Source organism: Actinomyces sp. oral taxon 849 str. F0330 (assembly GCF_000239715.1).
In the GTDB taxonomy this organism is placed as follows: Bacteria; Actinomycetota; Actinomycetes; order Actinomycetales; family Actinomycetaceae; genus Actinomyces; species Actinomyces johnsonii.
Window position 1 is genome coordinate 48,579 of the sequence record NZ_JH470350.1, and the last position, 23,934, is coordinate 72,512.

Below are 23,934 nucleotides of genomic sequence, written 5' to 3' on the forward strand. Positions count from 1 at the left end.
ACCAGTTCCGTACCGGAGGAGAATACGTGGACGTCCACATTCTGGGGTGGATCGGCCTGGCGGCCATCATCCTGACCCTCATCGCGATCGACATCGTCGGTCACGTGCGCACGCCGCACGAGCCCACCATGAAGGAGGCCGCCATCTGGTCGGTGGCCTATATCGCCATGGCCCTCGTCTTCTCCGGCATCGTCTGGTTCGTGTGGGGCGGCGGATTCGCCCAGCAGTACCTGAGCGGCTACATCACCGAGAAGGCGCTGAGCATCGACAACCTCTTCGTCTTCGTCATCATGATGTCCTCTTTCAAGGTGCCCCGGAAGTACCAGCAGGAGGTGCTGCTCGCCGGCATCATCATCGCCCTCGTCCTCAGGCTCATCTTCATCCTCGCAGGCGCTGCGCTCATCAATAACTTCTCCTGGGTCTTCTACTTCTTCGGAGCCTGGCTCCTGTGGACCGCCTTCTCCCAGGCCCGAGAGGGCGTTGAGGAGCCCGACGACGAGGACGAGGAGTACAGGCCCAGCGGCTTCGTCAAGCTCGTCGCCCGCGTCATCCCCATGACCGACGGCTTCGTGGGCGGCAAGGTCATCCACCGCCACGCCGGCCGCACCATGATCACCCCCATGATGCTGTGCATCATCGCCATCGGCACCGCCGACGTCATGTTCGCCGTCGACTCCATCCCCGCGATCTACTCGCTGACTATAGAACCCTTCCTGGTCTTCTCCGCCAACGCCTTCTCCCTGCTGGGCCTGCGCCAGCTCTACTTCCTCATCGACGGACTGCTCGACCGGCTCGTCTACCTCCATTACGGCCTGGCGGTCATCCTCGGCTTCATCGGCTTCAAACTCATCGTCCATGCCCTGCACACCAATGAGCTCTGGTTCATCAACGGGGGTAAGAAATGGGAGACCATCCCGGAGGCCTCGGTCAAGGTCTCCCTGGCCGTCATCGTCACCACGATCACTGTCACCGTCATCGCTTCGGTCCTCAAGTCGCGAGCCGATGTCCGGCGGGCCGAGGTCGCCTCCTGATCTTTCAGCCGTTGGGAGGAGGACCGGTCTTCCATCACTCATTACCCTCTGAGCCGTGAGCGCCACGAACATCCCTCAGGCCCCGGTGACCGGGCTCAGCGCCGCACAGGTCGCCGAACGCGTCAGCGCCGGGCGGACCAACGAGTACCGCGAGCGGACCTCCCGCAGCGTCTCCCAGATCCTGCGGGCCAACGTCTTCACGGTTTTCAACGCCATTCTGGGCGCGGCACTGGCTGTCATCCTGGTGCTGGGGCGCTGGGGGGACGGGCTGTTCGGCGTGGTCCTCCTGCTCAACACCGCCACCGGTACAGTGGCGGAGATCCGAGCCAAGCGCGCCCTCGACCGCCTCGCGGTGCTGGAGACGCCCCGAGCCGTTGTCCTGAGGGACGGGGTCGAGCGGGAGGTCGCTGTTGGTGACGTTGTCCTTGACGACATCGTGCGCCTCAGCGCCGGTCAGCAGGTCCCGGCGGACGGAGAGGTCATCACCAGCGACGGCCTCGAGATCGACGAGTCGATCCTCACCGGAGAGTCCCGGCCCGTGCGCCCGGAACGCGGCGCCCGAGTCATGTCCGGGACCACGGTGACAGCCGGGACCGGCCTATTCCGCGCCTCAGCTGTCGGTGGAGATGCCTACGCCCACCGGTTGGCCCGGGAGGCTCGCAGGTACTCCCTCGTTGTCAGCGAGTTGCAGGCCGGAACCAACCGGGTGCTGCACTGGATCAGCTGGGTCATCATCCCCGTCGCCGTGGTCCTGGTGTGGTCCCAGCTGCGTCTGAGCGGGAGCATCGGCCAGGCCTGGAGCACCGGCGAGTGGAGGCAGGCGGTCGTCGTGGGCATCGCAGGCGTCGTCAGCATGGTGCCTCAGGGGCTGGTGCTCCTGACCTCCGTCAACTTCGCGACGGCGTCCCTGGCGCTGGCCAGACGCAACGTCCTGGTCCAGGAGCTGCCCGCCGTCGAGGTCCTGGCCCGGGTCGACACCCTGTGCCTGGACAAGACCGGCACTATCACGACCGGCCGTATTCGCCTGGGGGAGATCCAGGGACCCGACGGCGGCCAGGCGCCGCCCGAGGTACTTGCGGCCCTGGCCGTACTCACCGGAATGGGCGAATCCAACGCCACCGCGGATGCGATTGTGGAGGGGCTCAAGGAGCCCGAGCGACTCGGTGAGCAGGGTCTGAGGGAGGCTCTGGTCTCAGCCGGTGAGTGCGGGGTGGGCGGCGTGGAGTCGATCCCTTTCTCCTCGCGCCGGAAGTGGTCGGCGATCCGAGACGAGGCCTGCGGCATCACATGGGTTCTCGGAGCCCCCGAGATCGTCCTGGCCGCTCACGGTGGGCCCGTCCTGGAGCGTGCCCGCCAGATTGCCGCGCAGGGGGTGCGCGTCGTCGCCCTGGCCCGATCACACTCGCCTTGGACACAGCCCCAGGAGCAGGACGAGCCGCGGCTGCCCGGCGACCTTGAGGCCGCCGGGATCGTCGTCCTCACCGAGGAGATTCGTCCCGACGCCGCCGAGACCCTCGCCTACTTCCGCCAGCAGGGCGTTGATGCCAAGGTCATCTCCGGCGACAGCCCCGAGACAGTGGCCGCCGTCGCCCGCCAGGCAGGAGTCACCGCTGCCGACGGCGGCGAGCTCGTGGCCCTGGACGCGCGCACCCTGCCGGCCGGCGCGGGCAGTGGGAAGGAGACGGAGGAGGACCTGAACCGTCTGGCTGACGCGGTCGAGGGTGCCAGTGTCCTAGGGCGCGTCACCCCCGAGCAGAAGCGGGCGCTGGTTCGGGCACTGAAGTCGCGCGGTCACGTCGTCGCGATGACCGGGGACGGTGTCAACGACGCCCTGGCCCTCAAGGACGCCGATCTGGGGATCGCCATGGGCAATGGGGCGCCGGCCACGAAGGCGGTTGCGCGCCTGGTGCTCCTCAAGGGTGAGTTCTCTGCCCTGCCGGGGGTTGTGGCTCAGGGGCGCCGCGTCATGGCCAACACTGAACGCATCGCCTCCCTGTTCCTGGCCAAGACCATCTACGCCTCACTGATCGCCGTCGTCGTGGCCGTTACAGCGATCACCTATCCCTTCCTGCCCCGCCAGTTCACGGTCGTCTCCTCACTGACGATCGGGATCCCGGCCTTCGTCCTGGCCCTGGCTCGCAGTTCACAGCGCTACCGGGAAGGATTCTTGAGGAGGGTTCTCAGCCTGTGCGTGCCTGCGGGGCTCATGGCGGGAACCGTCACCCTGGCCACCTACCTCTGGCTGACGCTCACTCATGCCCCTCGCGCCCAAGTGACGACAGCAACGACCTTGGTTCTCATCACCTGCGGGTTGTGGCTGCTCACGTTGACCGCCAGACCTCTGACGAGCTGGCGATTGGGGCTCGTCGTACTCATGGGATCAATCGCGGTCCTGGGAGTCGTCTCCTCCCCGGTGCGCGCCTTCTTCGAACTGGCCTGGCCCAGCCCAGGGGTGTGGTGGGTCATCGCGCTCATGGCCGGACTGGCGATTGGCGGCATCGAGCTGGTTCACATAGTGCGGCGCAGAATCGTACGCAATCGGGGCTAAGAGCCTTCTACCTTGTGGCGACCAGGCGAAGCCACCTGTGTCGGGGGTGGATGCTGATATCGACCGTGAGGAACCCGGCCTCGCGGGTCAGGGCGGCAAGGCTCTGACCATCAGGCACATTCATATTCAGACGCTCCGCCCAGTGCCCCGCCGCTTCCCGATCGGTGACCTCGTTGGTGATCACGAGCCGACCCCCGGAACTCAGGACGCGGCGGATCTCGATGAGACCGGCCTGCAGGTCCGGCCAGAAGTACGTGGTCTCGAAGGCCGTCGCAACGTCGAAGAAGCCGTCGCGGAAGGGCAGATGGTCCACCGAACCCTCCAGGACCCGCAGGCGCCCGGAGGCAACGGCGGCGCGGTTGACGCGCCTGCTGGTCTCAACCGCATCGGGGGAGTGGTCGACGCCGGCCACCTCGCGACGAGTCTGCGCAAGAATCCGGGCAATGGCCTTGCCGCCCCCGCAGCCGACGTCGAGCACCCTGTCTCGGGGGCGGATCCCCGCCGCCTTCAGTCCCCACCGGTGCAGGCGGGCGTGACCGATGTTCATGCCGCGCAGAAGCACGCGCCCGGTCAGGCAGGAGGGGCGGGCGAACTGGGACTCGTCCGGGATGGCGGAGGACTTGGAGGACTGAGAGGAAACCACGAATCCATGTTCCCCGGCCTGGCCGGACGGGGGCAAGGGCCGTTGCGGAACGAGCCGGCTCTGTTCCAGCTTCAGTACTGGTTCAGTAGCAGCCTCCTGCTGCGGTTCAGGCCAGGACCCCGATGACCGGGTTCCACTCGCGTGCGATGCGCTCGTTGATGTAGCCGGCTCGGTGGAAGGGATCCTCCTCGAGCAGGGCCAGTGCACCGGCTTCGTCATCGGCCCGCACGACGATGAGGGCGTCATGTGTACCCACGTAGGGGCCCGCGGCCAGCAGCTTGCCCTCATCGGCCAGGCGGCCGTTGAAAGCGCGGTGCGAGGGACGCACGGTGGCCATCTCCTCGTCCTTGTCGGTGACGTAGCGGTACTCGACGGCGTAGATCTTGCTCATGGGCTCCAGCATAGAGCTGAGGGACTCCGGCCATGGCCTGAACACAGGGGGCCTGAGCATTCTTCCGGCATCCTCACGATGAGACGTGTCGAACACGTGTGCGATCGCACGACAGGTGCGGCGAACCCCTAGACTCGAATCCCGTGAACGACTCTCTCATCATCCGCGGGGCCTGCGAGCACAATCTCAAGGGCGTCGACCTGGACCTGCCCCGCGACACGATGATCGTCTTCACCGGACTGTCCGGCTCGGGCAAGTCCTCCCTCGCCTTCGACACGATCTTCGCCGAGGGGCAACGCCGTTACGTGGAGTCCCTGTCCTCCTACGCCCGCCAGTTCCTGGGTCAGATGGACAAGCCCGACGTCGAGCTCATCGAGGGCCTGAGCCCCGCGGTGTCCATCGACCAGAAGTCCACCTCGCGCAACCCCCGCTCCACGGTGGGCACAGTGACCGAGGTCTACGACTACCTGCGTCTGCTGTACTCGCGGGCAGGCGTCCAGCACTGCCCGGTCTGCGACGCGGTCATCTCCTCCCAGACCCCCCAGCAGATCGTCGACCAGGTCCGCTCCCTGCCTGAGGGCACCCGCTTCCAGGTGCTCGCCCCCGTCGTGCGCGGACGCAAGGGCGAGTACTCCGAGCTCTTCGGCGAGTTGCGCGGACGCGGCTTCAACCGGGTGCGCGTCGACGGCGCCGTCGAGCGCCTTGACAACCCGCCGACTCTCAACAAGCGCCTCAAACACGATATCGAGGTCATCGTCGATCGTCTCGTCGTCCGCGACGGCATCCGCCAGCGGCTGACCGACTCAGTCGAGACGGCCCTCGGGCTGGCCGAGGGCCTGATCATTATCGAGCAGGTCGACCTGCCCGACGACGACCCCGACCGGGAGCGCCGCTACTCCGAGAAACGCGCCTGCCCCAACGAGCACCCCCTGGCCCTGGACGAGATGGAGCCGCGCACCTTCTCCTTCAACGCCCCCTACGGCGCCTGTCCGGCCTGCACGGGCATCGGGACCCGGCTCGAAGTCGACCCCGAGCTCGTCGTCCCCGACGAGGAGCTCACCCTGGCTGAGGGCGCCGTCGCCCCCTGGTCAAGCCACCAGAAGTACTTCACCCGCCAACTTGAGGCCCTGGGCAAGGAACTGTCCTTCGACGTCGACACCCCTTGGCGCGCGCTGCCGGCGCGTGCCAAGGAGGCGATCCTGCGCGGCAAGGACTACGAGGTTAAGGTCACCTATCGCAACCGCTGGGGACGCGAGCGCATCTATTCCACCGGATTCGAGGGCGTCCTCGACTACGTCATGCGCAAGCACGACGAAACCGAGTCCGATTGGTCCCGCGAGCGATACCAGGCCTACATGCGGGAGATCCCTTGCCCCGTGTGCGACGGCGCCCGGCTCAAACCGGAGGTGCTGGCCGTGCGTGTGGGCGGGCTCTCCATCGCCCAGCTGTGCGAGCTGCCCATCAGCGAGGCCCGGGACTTCCTGGCCGGCCTCAGCCTGACCGGCCAGGCCGCTCAGATCGCGGGCAGCGTCCTGACCGAGATCAACGCGCGCCTGGGCTTCCTGGTGGATGTGGGGCTGGACTACCTCAGTCTGGCCCGCGGCGCGGCCACCCTCTCCGGGGGCGAGGCGCAGCGCATCCGTCTGGCCACCCAGATCGGCTCAGGCCTGGTCGGGGTCCTCTACGTCCTGGACGAGCCCAGCATCGGCCTGCACCAGCGGGACAACACCCGCCTCATTGAGACCCTCCAACGGCTGCGGGACTTGGGCAACACGCTCATCGTCGTCGAGCATGATGAGGACACCATCCGCTCGGCCGACTGGATCGTCGACATCGGCCCCGGAGCGGGTGAGCTGGGCGGTGAGGTCGTTTACTCCGGTGACATCGCGGGCCTGGTTGGAGCCGAGGGCTCGGTCACCGGCGATTACCTGGCCAGGCGGCGGCGGATCGAGATTCCTGACAAGCGACGCGAGCGCGACAAGAACCGTGAGGTCACCGTCGTCGGCGCCCGTGAGAACAACCTCAAGGACGTCACCGTGTCCTTCCCGCTCGGCGTGCTCACCGCCGTCACCGGCGTCTCCGGATCGGGCAAGTCCTCCCTGGTCAACTCCATCCTCTACCAGGTGCTCGCCAACCGGCTCAACCGTTCCCGCGGCGTGCCCGGCAGGCACAAGACCGTCAGGGGAGTCGACCACCTCGACAAGGTCGTCCACGTCGACCAGTCGCCGATCGGACGCACACCCCGGTCCAACCCGGCCACCTACACCGGGGTATGGGACCACATCCGCAAGATCTTCGCGGCCGTGCCGGAGTCGAAGGTCCGTGGCTACGGACCTGGGCGCTTCTCCTTCAACGTCAAGGGCGGCCGCTGCGAGTCCTGCAGGGGAGACGGCACGCTCAAGATCGAGATGAACTTCCTGCCGGACGTCTACGTGCCCTGCGAGGTCTGCCATGGCGCCCGCTACAACCGGGAGACCCTGGAAATTCGCTACAAGGACAAGACGGTCGCCGACGTCCTGGACATGACCATCCACCAGGCCGCCGAGTTCTTCTCCGCTTCCTCGGTTATTGCCCGCCATCTCAACACCCTGGTCGAGGTGGGACTGGGCTATGTGCGCCTGGGCCAGTCGGCCACTACGCTCTCCGGCGGTGAGGCTCAGCGCGTCAAGCTCGCCACCGAGCTCCAGCGGCGCTCCACCGGTCGCACCATCTACGTCCTAGACGAACCGACCACCGGACTGCATTTCGAGGATATCCGCAAACTGCTCGGGGTGCTCCAGGGCCTGGTGGACAAGGGCAACTCCGTGGTGGTGATCGAGCACAACCTCGACGTCATCGCCAACGCGGACTGGGTCATCGATATGGGACCCGAGGGCGGCAAGGGCGGAGGAACCGTCGTCGTGACCGGCACTCCGGAGAAGGTCGCGGCCACGGAGTCGTCCTACACCGGCCAGTTCCTGGCTCCGATGCTTCGGACCGCCCGCGGCTGAACCGCAGCAGACGTGTCGCCGATTCTGCTCCAAGGCGAGTGAACGGTTCCGTCTCAGGGGCGGTTGTGATCGTCAGCGCCTACCATCTGCGTGCGGCGCTGTTCCTGGGCGTAGCGGTTGTAGAGCAGTGAGAGCACGAAGCAGACGATGCCCGCGGCGGCCAGCGAGACGACCCGAATGATCGAGTTCTGCGAGGCCGTGTCGACGGCGGCGAGTTTGAGGACGGACAGGAGCACCAGGGTCAGGCCATAGTGTCGCAGGACCGTCAGGCGCACCTTGAACCCGAAGACGATGCAGGCCCCGCCGGTCGTCAGCACCAGCACAGACATGAGAACCGAGCTCGGTCCGATGTCGGTGACCACGATGACCGAGAACCACATGAGCAGGGAGTCTCCGATCGCGAGGCTCAGACACACCTCTGCGCGCCGCCTCCACGGAAGCAGCAGCCACGTGGCGCTCGCTCCCAGCCCCAGGGCGACAACCACCAGCGCCATCGTCCATACCGATGAGGTCAGCTCCTGCGTCCATGACAACGTCAGTGCGGCTATGGCGGCCACAAGTCCCGACACGATACACGACGCCGCCGGGGCCCCTGCCAATGAGCTTCGCGGGTCGGGCAACGCCTCGCCGTGAGGGCCCACCTGGTAGCGGGCTCCCCGGCACCGACCGCCGAGCACCCGCAGGGGAGTGGCCCTGCTGGAGAAGGCGCCCAGGAGGATGAATGCGATGGCGACAAGCCCCGGGACCATGTGCAGGGCTGCCCAAGCGCTCTGGGATCTGCCCACGAGGCCACCTGCGAGCATCGGAGCGAGGACGGCGAGATTGAAGACGATCGCGGCCAGTGCCAGCCGCAAGGCCACAATCCGCGGTCGGATGCCCGACGGCGCAGTGCTCGTCTCGGGGGTCGGCGTGCCGCCCACAGCTCGATCTCCGAGTCCCTCGGTCACAACCACCAGGAGCCCAGAGACCGCAACAGAGGCGATGAGCGACATAAGAGCGGCCTGAGAATACGCGGTTTCGGGGAGTGTGAGGATCGGTGCGGTGCCGAGGAAAGCCAGGATCGGGGCCGGCTCCACCCGTCCGTCCACGATGGCGGGCAGGAAGCAGAGCATCGCGGTCATAACGACGAAGGGATAGACCCGGGGGTCGTTGATGATCGCCAGACCGACCAGTGCAACGGGGAGAATCGATGCCTCATGGCCGATGGCCATGGCGCTGCGCCACTGGTCGGGGCTGCGGGGCGCGAACACCGCGAGTGCTGCCCCGGCCAGCAGAAGAAGCCCGAGGATGAAGACAGCGACGACGGTGGAGTGCGCCAACTCGAGGTTCACCTGCTCGATCAGCAGGTTCCTGTAGGCCACCATGAGGACTGCGACGGCCAGTCCCCAGTCCCAGCCCGCCGTCTTGACGCCGATGCTCCACAGACGCCTGCTGGCGTGCAGCGTCTGGCAGACGAGTAGCAGGCACAGAGCCATGGCGATACTGATGCCGCCGGTGGTGGAGATGCGCAGCATCGGCCTGATCGGGGCGAAGACGAGCGCGACCGCCGTCGCCGCCATCGACGTCACCGGATACCAGGCGGCATGCCGCATCCGCTCCGTATTTCGTGACAGCATCCCGCAGGTGAGGGCCAGGACAGCGACGTAGACGCCGATCATTAGCCATGTGATGATCGCCGTCCTCGGCTGCTGAACCACATGGTTGACCGCGAAGCCGATGGTCACCAGGGCGCCGATGGTGGAGACGACCGCGGTGAACAGCACCCGGGTCAGATGGGATACAACCAGAAGCACGAGCCCCCAGCAGGCCATGAGAACCAGAGCGGGTTCCGGGCTGAGCATCCCGTCCAGAAGGACGGCACCTACGATGGAGACGAAGCCGAGACCGCCACCGGTTCCCGTGATCGTCGCCGCGGCGACGCGATAACGGGGCCGGCTGTTCCCCAGATGAGCGCCCGCAGCCGTCATCGTCACCGCGATCAGCGCCAGAGCCAGGATCTTGACCGGATCGGGAATGAAGTCCCACACCAGGGCGAGCAGACTGACTCCTGCTGACAGAACGAGCACTGCGGCGGCACCGGAGAGCAGATAACGCCCGAGGTTTCCCTCCCGCATCGCCCGCCGTGCCCAGCCGGGAAGCTCATCGGCCTCGGCGGTACCCATGCGGCCTGTCGCAGTCGGCTTCTCCTGGTGTGGGTCCCTCGTGCGGGCGCCGTTGGGTGGGACGGGTGCCCGACCCGTGAAGCCGGGGCTCGTCCAGGAGGACTGCTCGGGAGTTGTGCGGCCGGGCTCCTCGTGGTGCTGAACCATAGGCGCTACTGCCACGGTGCCACTGGGAGAGTCGAGGCCCTGGGCCTGGACGGACACGGTGGCCTCCTCGTCTCGCGAGGTCTCGCCGTCGACGGCCTGCGCAAGAGGCGTGTCGCGAACCTGATCGGAAGTCTCTGCGCCAGGGCCCGCTGCAGGGGTGCTCTCGGGCGGCATCGTCTCAGTCGCGGGCGAGCCGGTGGCGGGCAAGGGCGCCGCTACATGATCATCGACGACTCTGACGGGCTCAGCGGCCTTCGAGGCGGGAACCCGCAGAGTGCCTTCCTCTGTCGTGGGCTGATCATCTTGCCCCCGTGCCGGGGCGCCATCGGCGTAGGTCAGTGAGGCAACGCGCCCGGCGATCCAGTCGATCTTCTTCTCGATGAGGTCCAATTTCTGCATGAGCAGAACGACATTCGGACCCGCATTGGGCGGCATGGGCATGACGGTTCTCCTAGTTACTCGGTGCTTGACGATAAGTGGCTCGTCACACAACCGGATTAAAAGAGAATAGGGGGAGAGCCCGACGTCGGGAAGAGGAAAGGCTCCCCTGTGGATAACCCGCTGAGCCCGAGAAGCTGCCGGTCGGCCTCTTACAAACGAACAGAGTCGAACAAACTGCCCCAAGAACGGTCAGTGTGGGTTAGGCTACGCGTCATGAGCGAGAACGGACTCACTGCTGCCCAGCACAAGATGCGCGACGCGGGCGTCGCCGAGCAGGCCATTACGGTCTTCACGCACTACTACCGGTCCCTGGAGGCGGGAGCCACGGGGCTCATTCCCGAGGAGACCATTGAGCCACTTACGCGGATCGACTCTCTCGCCGACGTCGAGGTCAGCGAGGAAGCGGCGCGGGAAGCGCTGAGCAGGACGGTCCTCATCCGCCTCAACGGGGGCCTGGGGACTTCAATGGGTCTGGATCGTGCCAAGTCCCTCCTCCCGGTGCGCGACGGCAAGACCTTCCTCGACCTGCTGGTCGACCAGGTCGCGGCGGCCCGTCGGCGCTACGACGTGAGTCTGCCGCTGATCCTTATGAACTCCTTCCGCACCCGCGAGGACTCCCTCGAGGTGCTGGCCGGGCGCCCTGAGATCCAGGTCGACGGCCTTCCACTGGACTTCCTGCAGAATCGTGAGCCCAAGCTGCGTGCGGACGATCTGACTCCCGTGGAGTGGGCGGCCGATCCCGAGCTCGAGTGGTGCCCGCCGGGGCACGGTGACATCTACACCGCCCTGCTCGCCTCCGGACTGCTGGATACGCTGCTGGACAAGGGCTACCGGTATGCCATGACTGCCAACTCCGACAACCTCGGTGCGGCGCCATCGGCCAGGATCGCCGGCTGGTTCGCGGCCTCCGGCGCCCCTTACGCCCCGGAGATGTGCCGCCGCACGCCGGCCGACGTCAAGGGCGGTCACCTGGCTGTGCGCAAGAGCGATGGGCGCATCATCCTGCGCGACACGGCGCAGACGCCCGAAGACCAGATGCACTACTTCACCGACCAGTTCCGCCACCCCTTCTTCCACACGAACAATCTCTGGTTCGATCTGAAGGTTCTGCGCGACACTCTTGTCGAGCGCGGAGGGATCCTCGGACTGCCGCTCATCAAGAACAGCAAGACGGTCGACCCCGCGGACTCCTCCTCAACGCCGGTCATCCAGCTCGAGACATCCATGGGGGCCGCGGTGGAGGCCTTCGAGGGGGCCACGGCCATCGAGGTGCCCCGTTCCCGGTTCCTGCCGGTCAAAACCACTAACGACCTGCTGCTGGTACGTTCGGACGTCTACGAGGTCGACGACGACGGCCTGCTGCAGATGGTTCCGGAGCGCGCCTGCACCGTGAACCTCGACCCCCGTTTCTACAAGAAGATCCAGGACTTCGAGGCCCGGTTCCCCGATGGCGTCCCCTCGATCAAGGACGCGCAGACGCTGACGGTGGAGGGCGACTGGACCTTCGGTTCCGGCGTCGTCGCCACCGGTGAGGCGCACGTGGAAGCGGGGGGCTCCCCCGGAAGGATTGCCGACGGCGCCCGGATCTGACGACGGATCGTGCCGAGGTCAGCGGGACAGTCTCACTGGCTTGTCGATGCGCATGAGCTTGTCGGGGTTGCGGACGATGAGAACCTGCTGAACACCAGTCTCCGAGGCAACCAGGAAGACCACGAACTCTACGTTCTCGGAACTGCTGACCACGGCTGCGAGCTCCCCGTTGAGCCACGCCGGCGCCATATCGAACTGTGGCGTCTTCGCGGCGATGCCGATAAGGAAGCGAGCTACTGACTCTGCGCCTCGGACGGGACGGCGTGCCGCCGAGGCGCGGCCTCCACCGTCGGACACGAGTACCGCCTCAGGAGCCAGCAGGCGTACGGTGGCTGCCAAGTCTCCTGAGCGAATGGCGCTGGTCAGCTCGGTCCACAGCTCGGGAGAGGGGTTGGCGCGTCGGTGTGTTCGTCCTTCTTGCAGCCGGGTGCGTGCACGGTGCACCAGCTGGCGTACGGCGGTGTCGGATGCATCGATGATGCGACCGGTCTCCGCCGATGACAGGGAGAAGACCTCTACCAGGAGGAATGCTGCGCGTTCGGCGGGGGAGAGGGTCTCCAGTACCATCAGCGTCGCCTCAGAGACCGTCTCCGCCAGGATCAGGTCGTCGGCCAGATCTGCTTCGGTGGCGACCGGCTCGGGAAGCCACGGTCCTAGGTAGGACTCCTTCCGGTTGGTCTCGGAGCGCAGTGCGTTGAGTGCCAGGCGTGTGGCGATACGGCACAGCAGCGCGCGCTCCTGCTGGACCGGTTCCCTGACGCGTTGGCGGCGCAGCCATGTCTCCTGCACGATGTCCTCAGCTTCCGCCGCGCTACCGAGCATGCTGTAGGCGAGGGTAAACAGTACGGCGCGATGTTCCTCGAAATCCTGACCGTACCTGTTGTCCATATCTGCAGGTTGGTCGGAAGCAGTCATTGAGCTGGGCCTCTCACGATGCGGTACGAGCCGGAGCGCTGAGCCTCTTCGATCAACCACTGAGTAGTGCGGTCCATGACCCAGTCCTTGACTCGCCGGGCCGTTCTCCCTGTTAGGACAGGACCGTTGGGAACGTCGTCCGGACTTACGTGCTCGACGAGGCCGCAGTTGCGTCCCAGCGAGACGCAGCGCATGACATAACCGACCCCCGTATTGGACGGCGGTGGGGTCTTCAGTACGTCGGAGATGAGGATATCAGCGGCTACGGCTCCCAGAGACAGGGCTGAGGCGCAGCTGGGGCGCAGGTGCGGGGCCGGGGGCGCAGCGCAATCGCCGATCGCGGTAATCCTGGGATCGGTGGGGGATCGTAGGAACCTGTTGACCACGATGCGCCCGTCGGAAGAGGTCGACACTGGTGGATCGCACGGAACAGTGACCGGTGCAAAACCTGCGGTCCATATGGTGAGCATGCCGGGCTCGGGCTGGCACATATGGTTGTCGGTCACCGTGCAGCCCAGCCGACGCAGTTGGCGAGAGGCCTGCTTGCGGGCTCGCGCACCGAGGTGGGAGCCAACGGTGCCGGAGTCGACGATCTCAACATCGAATCGTTGTTCAGCAAGTTCCGCGGCGGTTTCGATCCCGGTGAGACCACCTCCGACGACGCGAATGCGCGTGTGTGAAGAGCCGACAAGTTCATCTCGAAGCGGCTGCAGATCGGCGATCCCGGAGATCGGCAGGGCTCCAGCAGGTGCCCGGCTGGTGCTGCCGGTCGCCAAGACGACCTGGTCGAAGGGAATGGGGTCGCCGTCGGAAAGATGGACGACACCCCGTTTGCGATCGATGCTCGTCGCGCGGCCGATGACAAGGTCGATGGTTGGGTTGAGCAGCTCGGGCAAGGACCGTACCGGGTCTTCTTCAGTACGAAGAGCCTCATGCAGACGAATACGTTCGACGAGGTGCGCCGAGGCACTGATGAGGCGAACACGTGTGAGGGTGGTGACCATTGGGTGAGAAGCAATCCGGTTGGCTGCCATGATCCCGGCGTACCCGGCCCCGATGATAACGATGGTGGTGCGATGCGTTGGACTCATACCCATCAGACACATCGGCGCATCGAATCGTGACAGTCAAGTAGAGACTGTGACGGTATCCATAGTGAGAGGCTGATTCGGAGCCCGACTCTGCTCGTCTGCTTGCAGAGTGGGGCGATGCGAAAATACCCGCCATTGGGGCGGGTACTGTCAACTTGATGTCAAGATGCTGCGGTGGGCGATACTGGAATCGAACCAGTGACCTCCTCGGTGTGAACGAGGCGCTCTAACCCCTGAGCCAATCGCCCGGTGCGGCGCCAACCATAGCCAGGCCGGCGCCTCCGGAGCAAACGGCTGCCCGGTGAGGTGAATCACCGCGATGCTGTTTGCCTGTCGGTGCGATCGTGATGCTATGGTTTTCCAGCACCGAGCGGTTCGGTCGAACCGTGAGGGATCACGCGGATGTGGCTCAGTTGGTAGAGCATCACCTTGCCAAGGTGAGGGTCGCGGGTTCGAGTCCCGTCATCCGCTCCGAGGAGCCGGGAGCGCCGAGCCCCAGCATTCTCATGGTGGGTTGGCCGAGAGGCTAGGCACCGGCCTGCAAAGCCGTTTACACCGGTTCGAATCCGGTACCCACCTCGGGCGATTGGCGCAGCGGGAGCGCGCTTCCCTGACACGGAAGAGGTCACTGGTTCGATCCCAGTATCGCCCACCACACAACGTTGAAGGCCCGAGCTCACCGGTTCGGGCCTTCAGTGTTGAGTAACCCCTACCCGTTCAGCCCCAGGCGCCTGAACGCCTTGGCCAGGCCGTCGGCCTCGACGTCGTCGGTGACAAGATCCGCCGCATCCTTGACCTCTCTGGACCCGTTGCCCATCGCCACCCCGGTACCGCAGTGCTCCAGCATCTCGATGTCGACGGCCGCGTCGCCAAAGGCAACCGCATCCCGCCGGGCAGCGCCGCGGTGGGCCAGCAGCACATCAACGGCGTGCCGTTTGGACACGCCCGCGCAGCTCACGTCCCCGAAGAGCGGCTCGTGGCCGCTGCCACCCCAGGAGCCGACGACCAGGTCCGGGAACTTGCGGCGGGCCGCCGCCAGATCGGCCTCGGGCGAGTTCAATAGGAAGCTGATCTTGTTGACGTCATCGCGTACCAGCTCGTCAGTGAAGACCATGCCTGGGAAGGCATCGTCGACCTCCATGCTGCTGGCGCCAGTCGTGCCCTTGCCGGTGGCGTAGGCGCGGATCGCAGACCTGGCGGTGTCCCGAAAGATGGAAGAGGCGTACAGGCCCGAGTTCGCTTCCAGATAGGGCTCCAGGCCTCGACGTCTGAGCCACGACACCGCCTGCTCGCACTGAGCGGCCGACAGGTGCTGATGCAGGAGCACCTCGCCGCCATCCTCCACGTAGGCTCCGTTCCCGCCGATCATCCCGTCCAGCCCGATCGCCCACATCGTCTCCGGAATCTCGGCGCGGGACCGCCCTGTGCACACATAGACGCGGTGACCGGCCGTCCTGGCCTCTTTGATCGCCCGAACCGCGGAGTCCGGCAGGACGTTGTCATACGTGACGAGTGTGCCGTCGACGTCGAGGAACACTGTGCGGGGGACGGTTACGGCGTTCATCGAATCCTCCTCCATGAGACAGCCAGCCGCGAGCGCATCGGTCGACTCGATCGGCACGGCGCCGGGGCGTGTCGTGGGCGAGAACGGTCGGCGTCTACCCTAGCGGGCATGGCCGACCCCTCGACGTACCGTCCCGCCCCGGGCGAGATCCCCACGTCCCCGGGCGTCTACCGGTTCCTGGACGGTCAGGGGCGTGTCGTCTACGTCGGCAAGGCCAAGAACCTGCGCCAGCGCCTGTCCAGCTACTTCCAGGACCTCGCCGCCCTGCACCCGCGCACCCAGAAGATGGTGACCACCGCCTGCGCCGTGGAGTGGACCGTTGTGTCCACCGAGGTGGAGTCCCTGGCCCTGGAGTACTCCTGGATCAAGGAGTTCAACCCCCGTTTCAACGTCATGTACAAGGACGACAAGTCCTACCCCTACCTGGCGGTGACGATGGGGGAGACCTACCCCCGGGTCCAGGTGGTCCGCGGGGCCCGCAAGCCCGGCACCCGCTACTTCGGGCCCTTCGTCCAGGCCTGGTCCATCCGCGAGACCGTCGACCAGCTGCTGCGCGTCTTCCCGGTGCGTTCCTGCTCGACCGGAGTCTTCCGCCGCGCCCAGGCCTCGGGACGCCCCTGCTTGCTGGGCTACATCGACAAGTGCTCGGCCCCTTGCGTGGGCCGTATCGGCCCGGAGGATCATCGGGCACTGGCCGAGGACTTCTGCGCCTTCATGGCTGGGCGCACTGGTCCCTACCTGCGTCAGGTCGAGGCGGAGATGAAGGCGGCCGCCGCCGCCCTCGACTTCGAGAAGGCCGCACGCCTGCGCGACGACGCCGCCGCGCTGTGCAAGGTCATCGAGGGCAACGCCGTCGTCCTGCCTGACGCCACCGATGCCGACGTCTTCGGCCTGGTCCGCGACGAGCTCGAGGCCGCCGTCCAGGTCTTCCACGTGCGAGGTGGTCGGGTGCGCGGTCAACGCGGTTGGGTCGTGGACCTCATTGACGACGCAGGGGACGCCGAGCTCATCGAGCGTCTTCTCGAGCAGGTCTACGCCTCCCTCCTCGATCCGGCCGACGACGGGGCCGTCCACCAGGGTGGAGCCCCCACCTCCTCGGGCACCACCACATCCGCCGGGGTAGGGGATCGCGCTCCCTCCAGCCCCCAGCCCCGCAGCGGACCGAGTGGCTCCAGCGGCGCCTCTTCCAGACGCAACGGTGAGTCAGCGGCCACCAGTGTCGACGACGTCGCCCACACGGCCACCACCGCGGTGCCCCGGGAGATCCTCGTGCCCGAGATGCCCACCAACGCCGCCACCGTGCGCGCCTGGCTGGCCGGGCTGCGGGGCGGGAAGGTCGATCTGCGCGTTCCCCAGCGCGGCGACAAGGCCGCCCTCATGGACACGGTGCGCAAGAACGCCGAGGAGGCCCTGCGCCTGCACAAGACCCGCCGTGCCGGCGACCTGACACAGCGCACCCTCGCCCTCGACGAGCTCGCCGAGGCCCTCGATCTGCCCGAGGCGCCCTTGCGCGTCGAGTGCTACGACATCTCCCACACCCAGGGCACCTACCAGGTTGGCTCCATGGTCGTTTTCGAGGACGGTGCGCCGCGCAAGTCCGACTACCGCCGCTTCACCGTGCGCGGCCAGGACGGCAGCGGCGCCACCGACGACACCGCAGCCATGCACGAGGTCCTCACTCGGCGGTTCAAACGGCTCATCGCCGAACAGGGGGAGGGCGAGGCCGCTGCTCGGGCGGCAGAGGAGGTCGAGGACGCCGAGGGAGTCGTCGTCGCCTCCGGGCCCATCGACCCCGAGACCGGGCGGGCCCGGCGTTTCTCCTACGCTCCCGGACTCGTCGTCGTCGACGGCGGCCTGCCGCAGGTCAACGCCGCCCGTGCCGTCCTCGATGAGCTCGGCATCGATGTGCCGCTCATCGGACTGGCCAAGCGCCTCGAGGAGGTGTGGGTACCGGGGGAGGAGTTCCCCGTCGTCCTGCCGCGCACCTCCCCAGCCCTCTACCTGCTCCAGCACCTGCGCGACGAATCCCATCGCTTCGCCATCACCCACCACCGCAAGAAGCGCTCGGCCGGAATGACCCGCTCGATCCTGGACGGGATCCCCGGTCTGGGACCAGCCCGTCAGGCGGCCCTCCTACGACAATTCGGCTCCGTCAAACGCATCCGGCAAGCCGATGTGGACGACATCATCCGCGTCAAGGGCATCGGGCCGGCTCTGGCAGGTAGCATCTTGGCCCACCTCAACAGTCCAAATAATGAACAGTAGTGTGATTTCACAACATGCTGGACTGAGTCGTCGTCAACCCGAAAGGAAACCTATATGAGGATTTCTGCACGCAACCAGCTGCCCGGCACGGTCGTCTCCATTGAGAAGGGCGCCGTCAACGGCGTCGTCAAGATCGAGATTGCTCCCGGCGTCATCATCACCTCCTCCATCACCAACGCGGCCATCGAGGAGCTCGAGCTGGCCGAGGGCAGGAAGGCGGTCGCCGTCGTCAAGGCCTCCTCCGTCATGGTGGGCCTCCAGGACTGAGCAGGAACGAGCCGGTCTCACCGGCCCCGGGACTACCCCCGGGGCAAGTTCTCCCATCTCGTGCCTGTGGCCGTTCGCCCCTCGCCATCCGAGGGGCGAGTGGTGCATGGCACAATCGGTTCGTGGAGATACTGCGGGTGCTCAACAACAACGTCGTGCTGGCGCGCGACGAGATCGGGCGCGAGGCGATCCTGACCGGACGCGGTCTCGGCTTCCAGCGCAAGCGCGGCCAGGACGTCGACCCCTCTCTCATCTCCCGCCGCTACATCCCGGCCGACAACGCCCAGTCGGTGGCAGAGGTTATCGCCGGAATCCCGCTGGAGCGCCTGGCGCTCGCCGAACGCGTTTTCCGCAAGGCGGCCCGCGATCTGGGAACAGATATTCCCTCCTCGACCATCATCGCCGTCGTCGACCACATCAACCAGGCCATGGAGCGCGTCCGCCAAGGGCTGACCATGGACTACCCTCTGCGTGCCGAAGTCGCCCACCTGCATCCCGAGGAGCTGCGGCTGGCCGAGGCCATGGTCGAGGAGATCAACGCGGCGCAGGACATCCAGCTGCCGGATGGCGAAGCCCTCGCTCTGACCCTTCATCTCTTCACCGCGGCCATCGGGGCCCCCTCTGCCAGGGCCGCCGGCGAGCAATCGCGTCTCATCGGCCAGGTCATGACCCTGTTGGAGAAGACCTTCGGCGACGCCTTCGACCCGGACTCCGTCAACGCAGCCCGCTTCGCGGTCCACCTGCGCTACTTCCTGGTGCGCGCACGTACTACGGTGCAGATCGAGGACGGCACTGCCTCCCTGGTGGCCCAGGCGCTGCGCACCTCGGATCCGGATGCCTATCGGGTGGCGTTGCGCATCCGCGACCTGCTGGAGATCCGGCTGGGCGCCGCCGTCACCGAGGACGAGACCGCCTACCTCGCTCTGCACGTGGCCCGGCTCGCCTCGGCCCTCCCTCAAGTCAGATCTCGTGACGCATAACATAGAAGGGTGGCTTGTTCGAAGTCCTGATGATTCATATCATTTTTCGTAACGAATTCCGGTGAAGGAATCGCAGGATTGTGACCCGTCCGGGGCAAGACCTGAGGCATGTCAGCGTTAATGCGCTGCCATTGTCTCGGGTCTTTTTTGTTCCCCGGAAGTGGTCGCCCGCTCAGGAGGACATCAATGGCGAAAGTCGACTACGCGGCGCTGGCGCCGCAGCTGCTGAATGATATCGGAGGCGAGGAGAACATCTCCTCCATGACCCACTGCGCAACCCGCATGCGATTCGTCCTCAAGGACGAGTCCAAGGCCTCGAACGAGGCTGTGACAAAGCTCGATGGCGTCGTCACCGTGGTGCGGGCCGGCGGCCAGTACCAGGTGGTCATCGGCAACGACGTCCCCCTGCTCTACGAGGAACTCATCAGGCTCACCGACCTGACCGACGGCGACAATGCGCCAGTGGACGGCGGCGGCAACCTGTTCGACCGATTCATCAAGATGGTCTCAGCCCTGATCAACCCTGTGGTGTGGACGCTCGCGGGATCGGGCCTGATCAAGGCCTTCCTCACCCTGACAACCACGCTGGGGTGGCTGAAGGAGGAATCCACCACCCACACGATCCTCAACGCCGCAGGTGACTCGGCCCTGTACTTCCTGCCGGTTCTGCTGGCCATCACCTCGGCGCGCTATTTCAAGGCCAATGAGATGACTGCCGTCGCCCTAGCAGGGGCACTGGTGTATCCCGAGATCGTCGCGCTCAACGACGCCGGTAGCCCGGTGACTTTCTTCGGTATTCCGGTGGTCATGGCGTCCTATACGTCCTCTCTCGTCCCGATCATCGTGGCCGTGTGGTTCCAGTCCCATCTCCAGCGCTGGCTGTCCAAGCTCCTGCCCTCGGCCATCCGCAATTTCTCAGTGCCGCTGCTCGTGCTGCTCGTCATGGTCCCCCTGACCCTCATTACGGTCGGTCCGGTGACGACCACGGCGTCGAACGCCATTGCCTCGCTCATGAACATGCTGTTCGAGCATGTGCCCTGGGTGGCGGGAGCCGTCATGGGCGCCTGCTGGCAGGTCTTCGTCATGTTCGGTGTGCACTGGGGACTGGTACCGGTCATGATCGCCCAGTACAGCGACCCGGGTTTCTCCCTCATGGCGGGACCGATCTTCCCCGCCGTGTTGGCCCAGGCCGCCGCGACCTTGGGCGTCATGATCCGCACGCGCAGCAAGAAGATGCGGGAGCTGGCCGGACCGGCTGCGCTCTCAGGGTTCCTTGCGGGCATCACCGAGCCCGGTATCTACGGCGTCAACCTGCCTCTTAAACGGCCCTTCATCTACGGCTGCATCGGCGGTGCCGTGGGCGGCGTCATCGTCGCCGCCGGAAGCGGCGCCACGACATCCTTCGTCTTCCCCTCCCTCATCGGCATTCCCGCTCTGATCAATCACGGGAACCTCGCACTGGTCGTCATCGGAATGGGAGTCGCCGTCGTGGTCTCCCTGGCCCTCACCCTCATCCTCGGGTTCAAGGAGGCCGCTGAGGAGGAGACGGGCTCCGTCGGCGCGTCTGAGGACATCGACATCGATCCCACCACCGCACTCACCTCACCGGTGAACGGAACCGCCATGCCGCTGGAGAACATCTCCGATCCGGTCTTCTCCTCCGGGGCCCTCGGCAACGGCGTCGGCGTCGTTCCCGCCGACGGCCACGTCGTGGCCCCGGCATCGGGCACCATCGTCACCGCCATGGACTCCGGCCACGCTTATGGCATCAAGACCGACGACGGCGTCGAGATCCTCATCCACGTCGGCCTGGACACCGTCAATCTCAAGGGCGAGGGATTCACCCCCAAGGTGAGTGCGGGTCGGCGGGTCGCACGCGGCGAGCCCCTGGTAGACGTGGATCTCAAGACCGTTCGCGACGCCGGCTACGACCCCACCACCATCCTTGTCGTCACCAATACCGCTTCACTGGGCGCCGTCGTGCCGATCGTTGACGGCGATGTCACCACGGATGCCACCGTGGTCGAGATCGATCACTGACGCTCGCCGACGCTCGCTGCCGATCACTGACTCTAGAGCCCGCATCGTATGACCAAGTAGAGAAAACACAGGAGAGAACATGACTGCAACAACCACATCCCACAGCATTCTGCGCTTCCCCGAGGGCTTCCTGTGGGGAGGTGCCACTGCCGCCAACCAGATCGAGGGGGCCTACGCCGAGGATGGCAAGGGCCTGTCTGTCCAAGACGTCATGCCGCGGGGCATCATGGCCCCGCCCACCGACGTCCCCACCCCGGACAACCTCAAGCTCGAGGCGATCGACTTCTACCACCGCTACGCCGAGGACATCGCCCTGTTCGCGGAAATGGGATTCAAGGTCTTCCGCTTCTCCATCGCCTGGAGCCGTATCTTCCCACTCGGCGACGAGACCGAGCCCAACGAGGAGGGCCTGGCCTTCTACGACCGGGTTCTCGACGAGCTCGAGAAGCACGGGATCGAGCCGCTGGTCACCATCAGCCACTATGAGACCCCGCTGCACCTGGCGCGCACCTACGACGGCTGGACCGACCGCCGCCTCATCGGCTTCTTCGAGCGCTACGCCCGCACCCTGTTCGAGCGCTACGGCAAACGGGTCAAGTATTGGCTGACCTTCAACGAAATCAACTCGGTTCTCCACGAGCCCTTCCTGTCCGGCGGCATCGCCACCCCCAAGGAGAGGCTCAACGAGCGGGACCTCTATCAGGCCATCCACCACGAGCTCGTCGCCTCCGCAGTCGCAACCAGGATCGCCCACGAGATCAACCCCGACATCCAGGTCGGCTGCATGATCCTGGCCGTGCCCGCCTACCCGCTCACCCCCGATCCCCGTGACGTCTGGGCGGCCAAGCAGGCCGAGCGCGCCAACTACGCCTTCGGGGATCTCCACGTGCGCGGCGAGTACCCCGGCTACCTGCTGCGCACCCTGCGGGACAAGGGCATCGAGTTGGAGGTCACCGAGGAGGACCGTGTGCTGCTGCGTGAGCACACCGTCGACTTCGTCTCCTTTTCCTACTACATGTCCGTGTGCGAGACCGTCACCCAGTCGGCCGAGGCCGGCCAGGGCAATCTCATGGGCGGCGTCCCCAACCCCACCCTTGAGGCCTCCGAGTGGGGATGGCAGATCGACCCGGCGGGCCTGCGCACTATCCTCAACGACTACTGGGACCGCTGGGGCAAGCCCCTGTTCATCGTCGAGAACGGTCTGGGGGCCAAGGACATCCTTGTCGACGGCCCCAACGGCCCCACGGTCGAGGACGACTACCGCATCGCCTACATGAACGACCACCTGGTCCAGGTCGCCGAGGCCATCACCGACGGAGTCCAGGTCCTGGGCTACACCTCCTGGGGATGTATCGACCTGGTCTCGGCCTCGACCGCCCAGATGTCCAAGCGCTACGGCTTCATCTACGTGGACCGCGACGACGACGGAAACGGCAGTCAGGCCCGCTACCGCAAGAAGTCCTTCGACTGGTACCGCGACGTCATCGCCTCCAACGGGACCTCGCTCGTGCCTCCGGCGCAGGAATGACGTCTGGTGCTCCGGTGCCCCGGGCGGTCCGACTCAGGCACTGGGACGGATCGCCCGGGCCGCTGCCCGCGCCCGGTCGCTGGCGACCAGGACGTCGTCGGCGCAGGCCACGACGACGCCCAGGCGCCGCCCGGGGTGGGCCTCGGGCTTGCCGAACAGCCGCAGGTCCACACCGTCGTGCATGAGCGCTTCGTCAATGCCCGCAAAGCTCACGCCCTCACCGGGCGCGGACTCGCCGATCGCCTTGATGGTCACCGACGCGCCGGGGGAGCGTAGCGAGGTATCCACTGGCAGGCCCAGCAGGGCGCGGGCGTGCAGCTCGAACTCGCTCAGGCGCTGGCTCGCCAGCGTCACCAGGCCGGTGTCGTGGGGGCGTGGGGAGACTTCGGAGAAGAGGACCTCCTCCCCGCAGATGAACAACTCGATGCCGAACAGACCCCAGCCGCCCAGTGCGGTGGTGACGGATCGGGCCACCTGCTGGGCCTGCTCCAGGGCCCCCCGATTCAGGAACTGCGGCTGCCATGACTCCACGTAGTCGCCGTCGACCTGACGGTGTCCGATCGGCTCGCAGAAGCTCGTCACCGTCTCCCCGGTACGCGGGTGGCGCCACCGCACCGTGAGCAGGGTGATCTCAGCCTCGAAACGGACGAATCCCTCGACGATGACCCGGCCTCGGTCCACACGCCCGTCGGCGGCCGCATATCGCCATGCCGCCTCCAGATCCTCCGGACCGCGTACCACCGATTGGCCGTGGCCGGACGACGACATGACGGGCTTGACCACGCACGGAAAGCCCACCTTCTGGGCGCCCGCAGCCAGTTCCTCCGGGCTGGAGGCGAAGGCATAGGGGCTGGTCGGCAGACCCAGCTCCTCGGCCGCCAGACGGCGGATTCCCTCACGGTTCATCGTCAGCTGCGCCGCACGGGCTGTGGGCACCACCCGTACCTCACCGGCCTGCTCCAGGGCAACGAGCGCATCAGTGGCCAGCGCTTCGATCTCGGGGACTACGATGGCTGCGCCGCTGGAGCGGATGGCTGCGGTCAGCGCTTCGGGATCGCTCATGTCTACCGTCAGCGCGTTGTGCGCCACCTGCTGGGCCGGAGCCCCGTCGTAGCGGTCGATGGCCGTGACCTCGACGCCCAGGCGGCTCAGTGCGATCGCCACCTCCTTGCCGATCTCACCGGCTCCCAGCAGCGCCACCTTCGTCGCACTGCTAGTCCAGGGCGTGCCCAGGACCGGAACGTCGGGACCGGGCACGGGTACCTGCTGGAACCTACTGGGGGAGGAGCTCATGGGGCCTCCTGGCCTCTGGGCGCCGTGAACCGGCGATGAATGAGTACG

The 23,934-nt window shown here is 66.3% G+C and carries 16 protein-coding genes and 4 tRNA genes; 12 read left to right on the forward strand and 8 right to left on the reverse strand.

Going from position 1 to position 23,934, the window contains the following annotated elements; translation table 11 throughout:
- Positions 1–26: 26 nt before the first annotated feature.
- Both HMPREF0975_RS04160 and HMPREF0975_RS04165 read left to right on the forward strand, forming a co-directional pair.
- Positions 27–1,031: a TerC family protein gene (locus tag HMPREF0975_RS04160; protein ID WP_009232887.1), complete on the forward strand. Its 1,005-nt coding sequence runs from the start codon at positions 27–29 to the stop codon at positions 1,029–1,031.
- 55 nt (positions 1,032–1,086) lie between these two features.
- Positions 1,087–3,579: an HAD-IC family P-type ATPase gene (locus HMPREF0975_RS04165; protein ID WP_009232888.1), complete on the forward strand. Its 2,493-nt coding sequence runs from the start codon at positions 1,087–1,089 to the stop codon at positions 3,577–3,579.
- Between the two features lie 7 nt (positions 3,580–3,586).
- Here HMPREF0975_RS04165 and HMPREF0975_RS04170 read toward each other — a convergent pair whose 3' ends face one another.
- Positions 3,587–4,222, reverse strand: coding sequence for a class I SAM-dependent methyltransferase (locus HMPREF0975_RS04170; RefSeq protein WP_009232889.1), 636 nt, complete (start codon positions 4,220–4,222; stop codon positions 3,587–3,589).
- A 106-nt stretch (positions 4,223–4,328) separates the two neighbouring features.
- Complete coding sequence (locus HMPREF0975_RS04175; protein WP_049939487.1) at positions 4,329–4,613, reverse strand: YciI family protein; 285 nt, start codon at positions 4,611–4,613, stop codon at positions 4,329–4,331.
- 143 nt (positions 4,614–4,756) lie between these two features.
- On the opposite strand from HMPREF0975_RS04175, the gene uvrA reads away from it, so the two are divergent.
- The gene (uvrA, locus tag HMPREF0975_RS04180) at positions 4,757–7,603 is read left to right on the forward strand and encodes an excinuclease ABC subunit UvrA (RefSeq protein WP_009232891.1); all 2,847 of its coding nucleotides are present in this window, start codon (positions 4,757–4,759) and stop codon (positions 7,601–7,603) included.
- A gap of 53 nt (positions 7,604–7,656) precedes the next feature.
- On the opposite strand, the gene HMPREF0975_RS04185 is transcribed toward uvrA, so the two are convergent.
- Positions 7,657–10,353: a DUF2339 domain-containing protein gene (locus HMPREF0975_RS04185; RefSeq protein WP_009232892.1), complete on the reverse strand. Its 2,697-nt coding sequence runs from the start codon at positions 10,351–10,353 to the stop codon at positions 7,657–7,659.
- Positions 10,354–10,566: 213 nt separating this feature from the next.
- On the opposite strand from HMPREF0975_RS04185, the gene HMPREF0975_RS04190 reads away from it, so the two are divergent.
- Positions 10,567–11,943, forward strand: coding sequence for a UTP--glucose-1-phosphate uridylyltransferase (locus HMPREF0975_RS04190; protein ID WP_009232893.1), 1,377 nt, complete (start codon positions 10,567–10,569; stop codon positions 11,941–11,943).
- 18 nt (positions 11,944–11,961) lie between these two features.
- On the opposite strand, the gene HMPREF0975_RS04195 is transcribed toward HMPREF0975_RS04190, so the two are convergent.
- From HMPREF0975_RS04195 to HMPREF0975_RS04205, 3 genes are all read right to left on the reverse strand, one after another.
- Positions 11,962–12,831 carry a sigma-70 family RNA polymerase sigma factor gene (locus tag HMPREF0975_RS04195; RefSeq protein ID WP_232212462.1) on the reverse strand — a complete coding sequence of 290 codons (870 nt, stop codon included), beginning with the start codon at positions 12,829–12,831 and terminating at the stop codon, positions 11,962–11,964.
- A gap of 23 nt (positions 12,832–12,854) precedes the next feature.
- On the reverse strand, positions 12,855–13,949 hold the full coding sequence (locus HMPREF0975_RS04200) for an NAD(P)/FAD-dependent oxidoreductase (RefSeq protein ID WP_232212463.1): 1,095 nt from the start codon (positions 13,947–13,949) through the stop codon (positions 12,855–12,857).
- Between the two features lie 175 nt (positions 13,950–14,124).
- Positions 14,125–14,197: transfer RNA gene (locus HMPREF0975_RS04205), tRNA-Val, on the reverse strand.
- A gap of 150 nt (positions 14,198–14,347) precedes the next feature.
- Here HMPREF0975_RS04205 and HMPREF0975_RS04210 point away from each other — a divergent pair.
- From HMPREF0975_RS04210 to HMPREF0975_RS04220, 3 genes are all read left to right on the forward strand, one after another.
- Positions 14,348–14,420 (forward strand) — tRNA-Gly (locus HMPREF0975_RS04210).
- 37 nt (positions 14,421–14,457) lie between these two features.
- Positions 14,458–14,528 (forward strand) — tRNA-Cys (locus tag HMPREF0975_RS04215).
- Position 14,529: 1 nt separating this feature from the next.
- Positions 14,530–14,604, forward strand: a tRNA-Val gene (locus HMPREF0975_RS04220).
- Positions 14,605–14,658: 54 nt separating this feature from the next.
- Here the strand turns inward: HMPREF0975_RS04220 and HMPREF0975_RS04225 are convergent.
- Positions 14,659–15,513: a Cof-type HAD-IIB family hydrolase gene (locus HMPREF0975_RS04225; RefSeq protein ID WP_009232896.1), complete on the reverse strand. Its 855-nt coding sequence runs from the start codon at positions 15,511–15,513 to the stop codon at positions 14,659–14,661.
- 108 nt (positions 15,514–15,621) lie between these two features.
- On the opposite strand from HMPREF0975_RS04225, the gene uvrC reads away from it, so the two are divergent.
- The 5 genes from uvrC (at position 15,622) to HMPREF0975_RS04250 (ending at position 22,593) form a co-directional block, all read left to right on the forward strand.
- Positions 15,622–17,778 (forward strand): excinuclease ABC subunit UvrC, encoded by a 2,157-nt coding sequence (uvrC, locus tag HMPREF0975_RS04230; protein ID WP_009232897.1) that lies wholly within the window; start codon positions 15,622–15,624, stop codon positions 17,776–17,778.
- Positions 17,779–17,832: 54 nt separating this feature from the next.
- Positions 17,833–18,045 (forward strand): TOBE domain-containing protein, encoded by a 213-nt coding sequence (locus HMPREF0975_RS04235; protein WP_009232898.1) that lies wholly within the window; start codon positions 17,833–17,835, stop codon positions 18,043–18,045.
- A gap of 122 nt (positions 18,046–18,167) precedes the next feature.
- Positions 18,168–19,025, forward strand: coding sequence for a PRD domain-containing protein (locus tag HMPREF0975_RS04240; protein WP_049939434.1), 858 nt, complete (start codon positions 18,168–18,170; stop codon positions 19,023–19,025).
- A 186-nt stretch (positions 19,026–19,211) separates the two neighbouring features.
- Positions 19,212–21,065, forward strand: a complete 1,854-nt coding sequence (locus HMPREF0975_RS04245; RefSeq protein ID WP_009232900.1) for a beta-glucoside-specific PTS transporter subunit IIABC — start codon at positions 19,212–19,214, stop codon at positions 21,063–21,065.
- Between the two features lie 79 nt (positions 21,066–21,144).
- Complete coding sequence (locus HMPREF0975_RS04250; protein WP_009232901.1) at positions 21,145–22,593, forward strand: glycoside hydrolase family 1 protein; 1,449 nt, start codon at positions 21,145–21,147, stop codon at positions 22,591–22,593.
- Positions 22,594–22,626: 33 nt separating this feature from the next.
- On the opposite strand, the gene purT is transcribed toward HMPREF0975_RS04250, so the two are convergent.
- Positions 22,627–23,886, reverse strand: coding sequence for a formate-dependent phosphoribosylglycinamide formyltransferase (gene purT / locus HMPREF0975_RS04255; protein WP_009232902.1), 1,260 nt, complete (start codon positions 23,884–23,886; stop codon positions 22,627–22,629).
- Positions 23,887–23,934 lie beyond the last annotated feature (48 nt).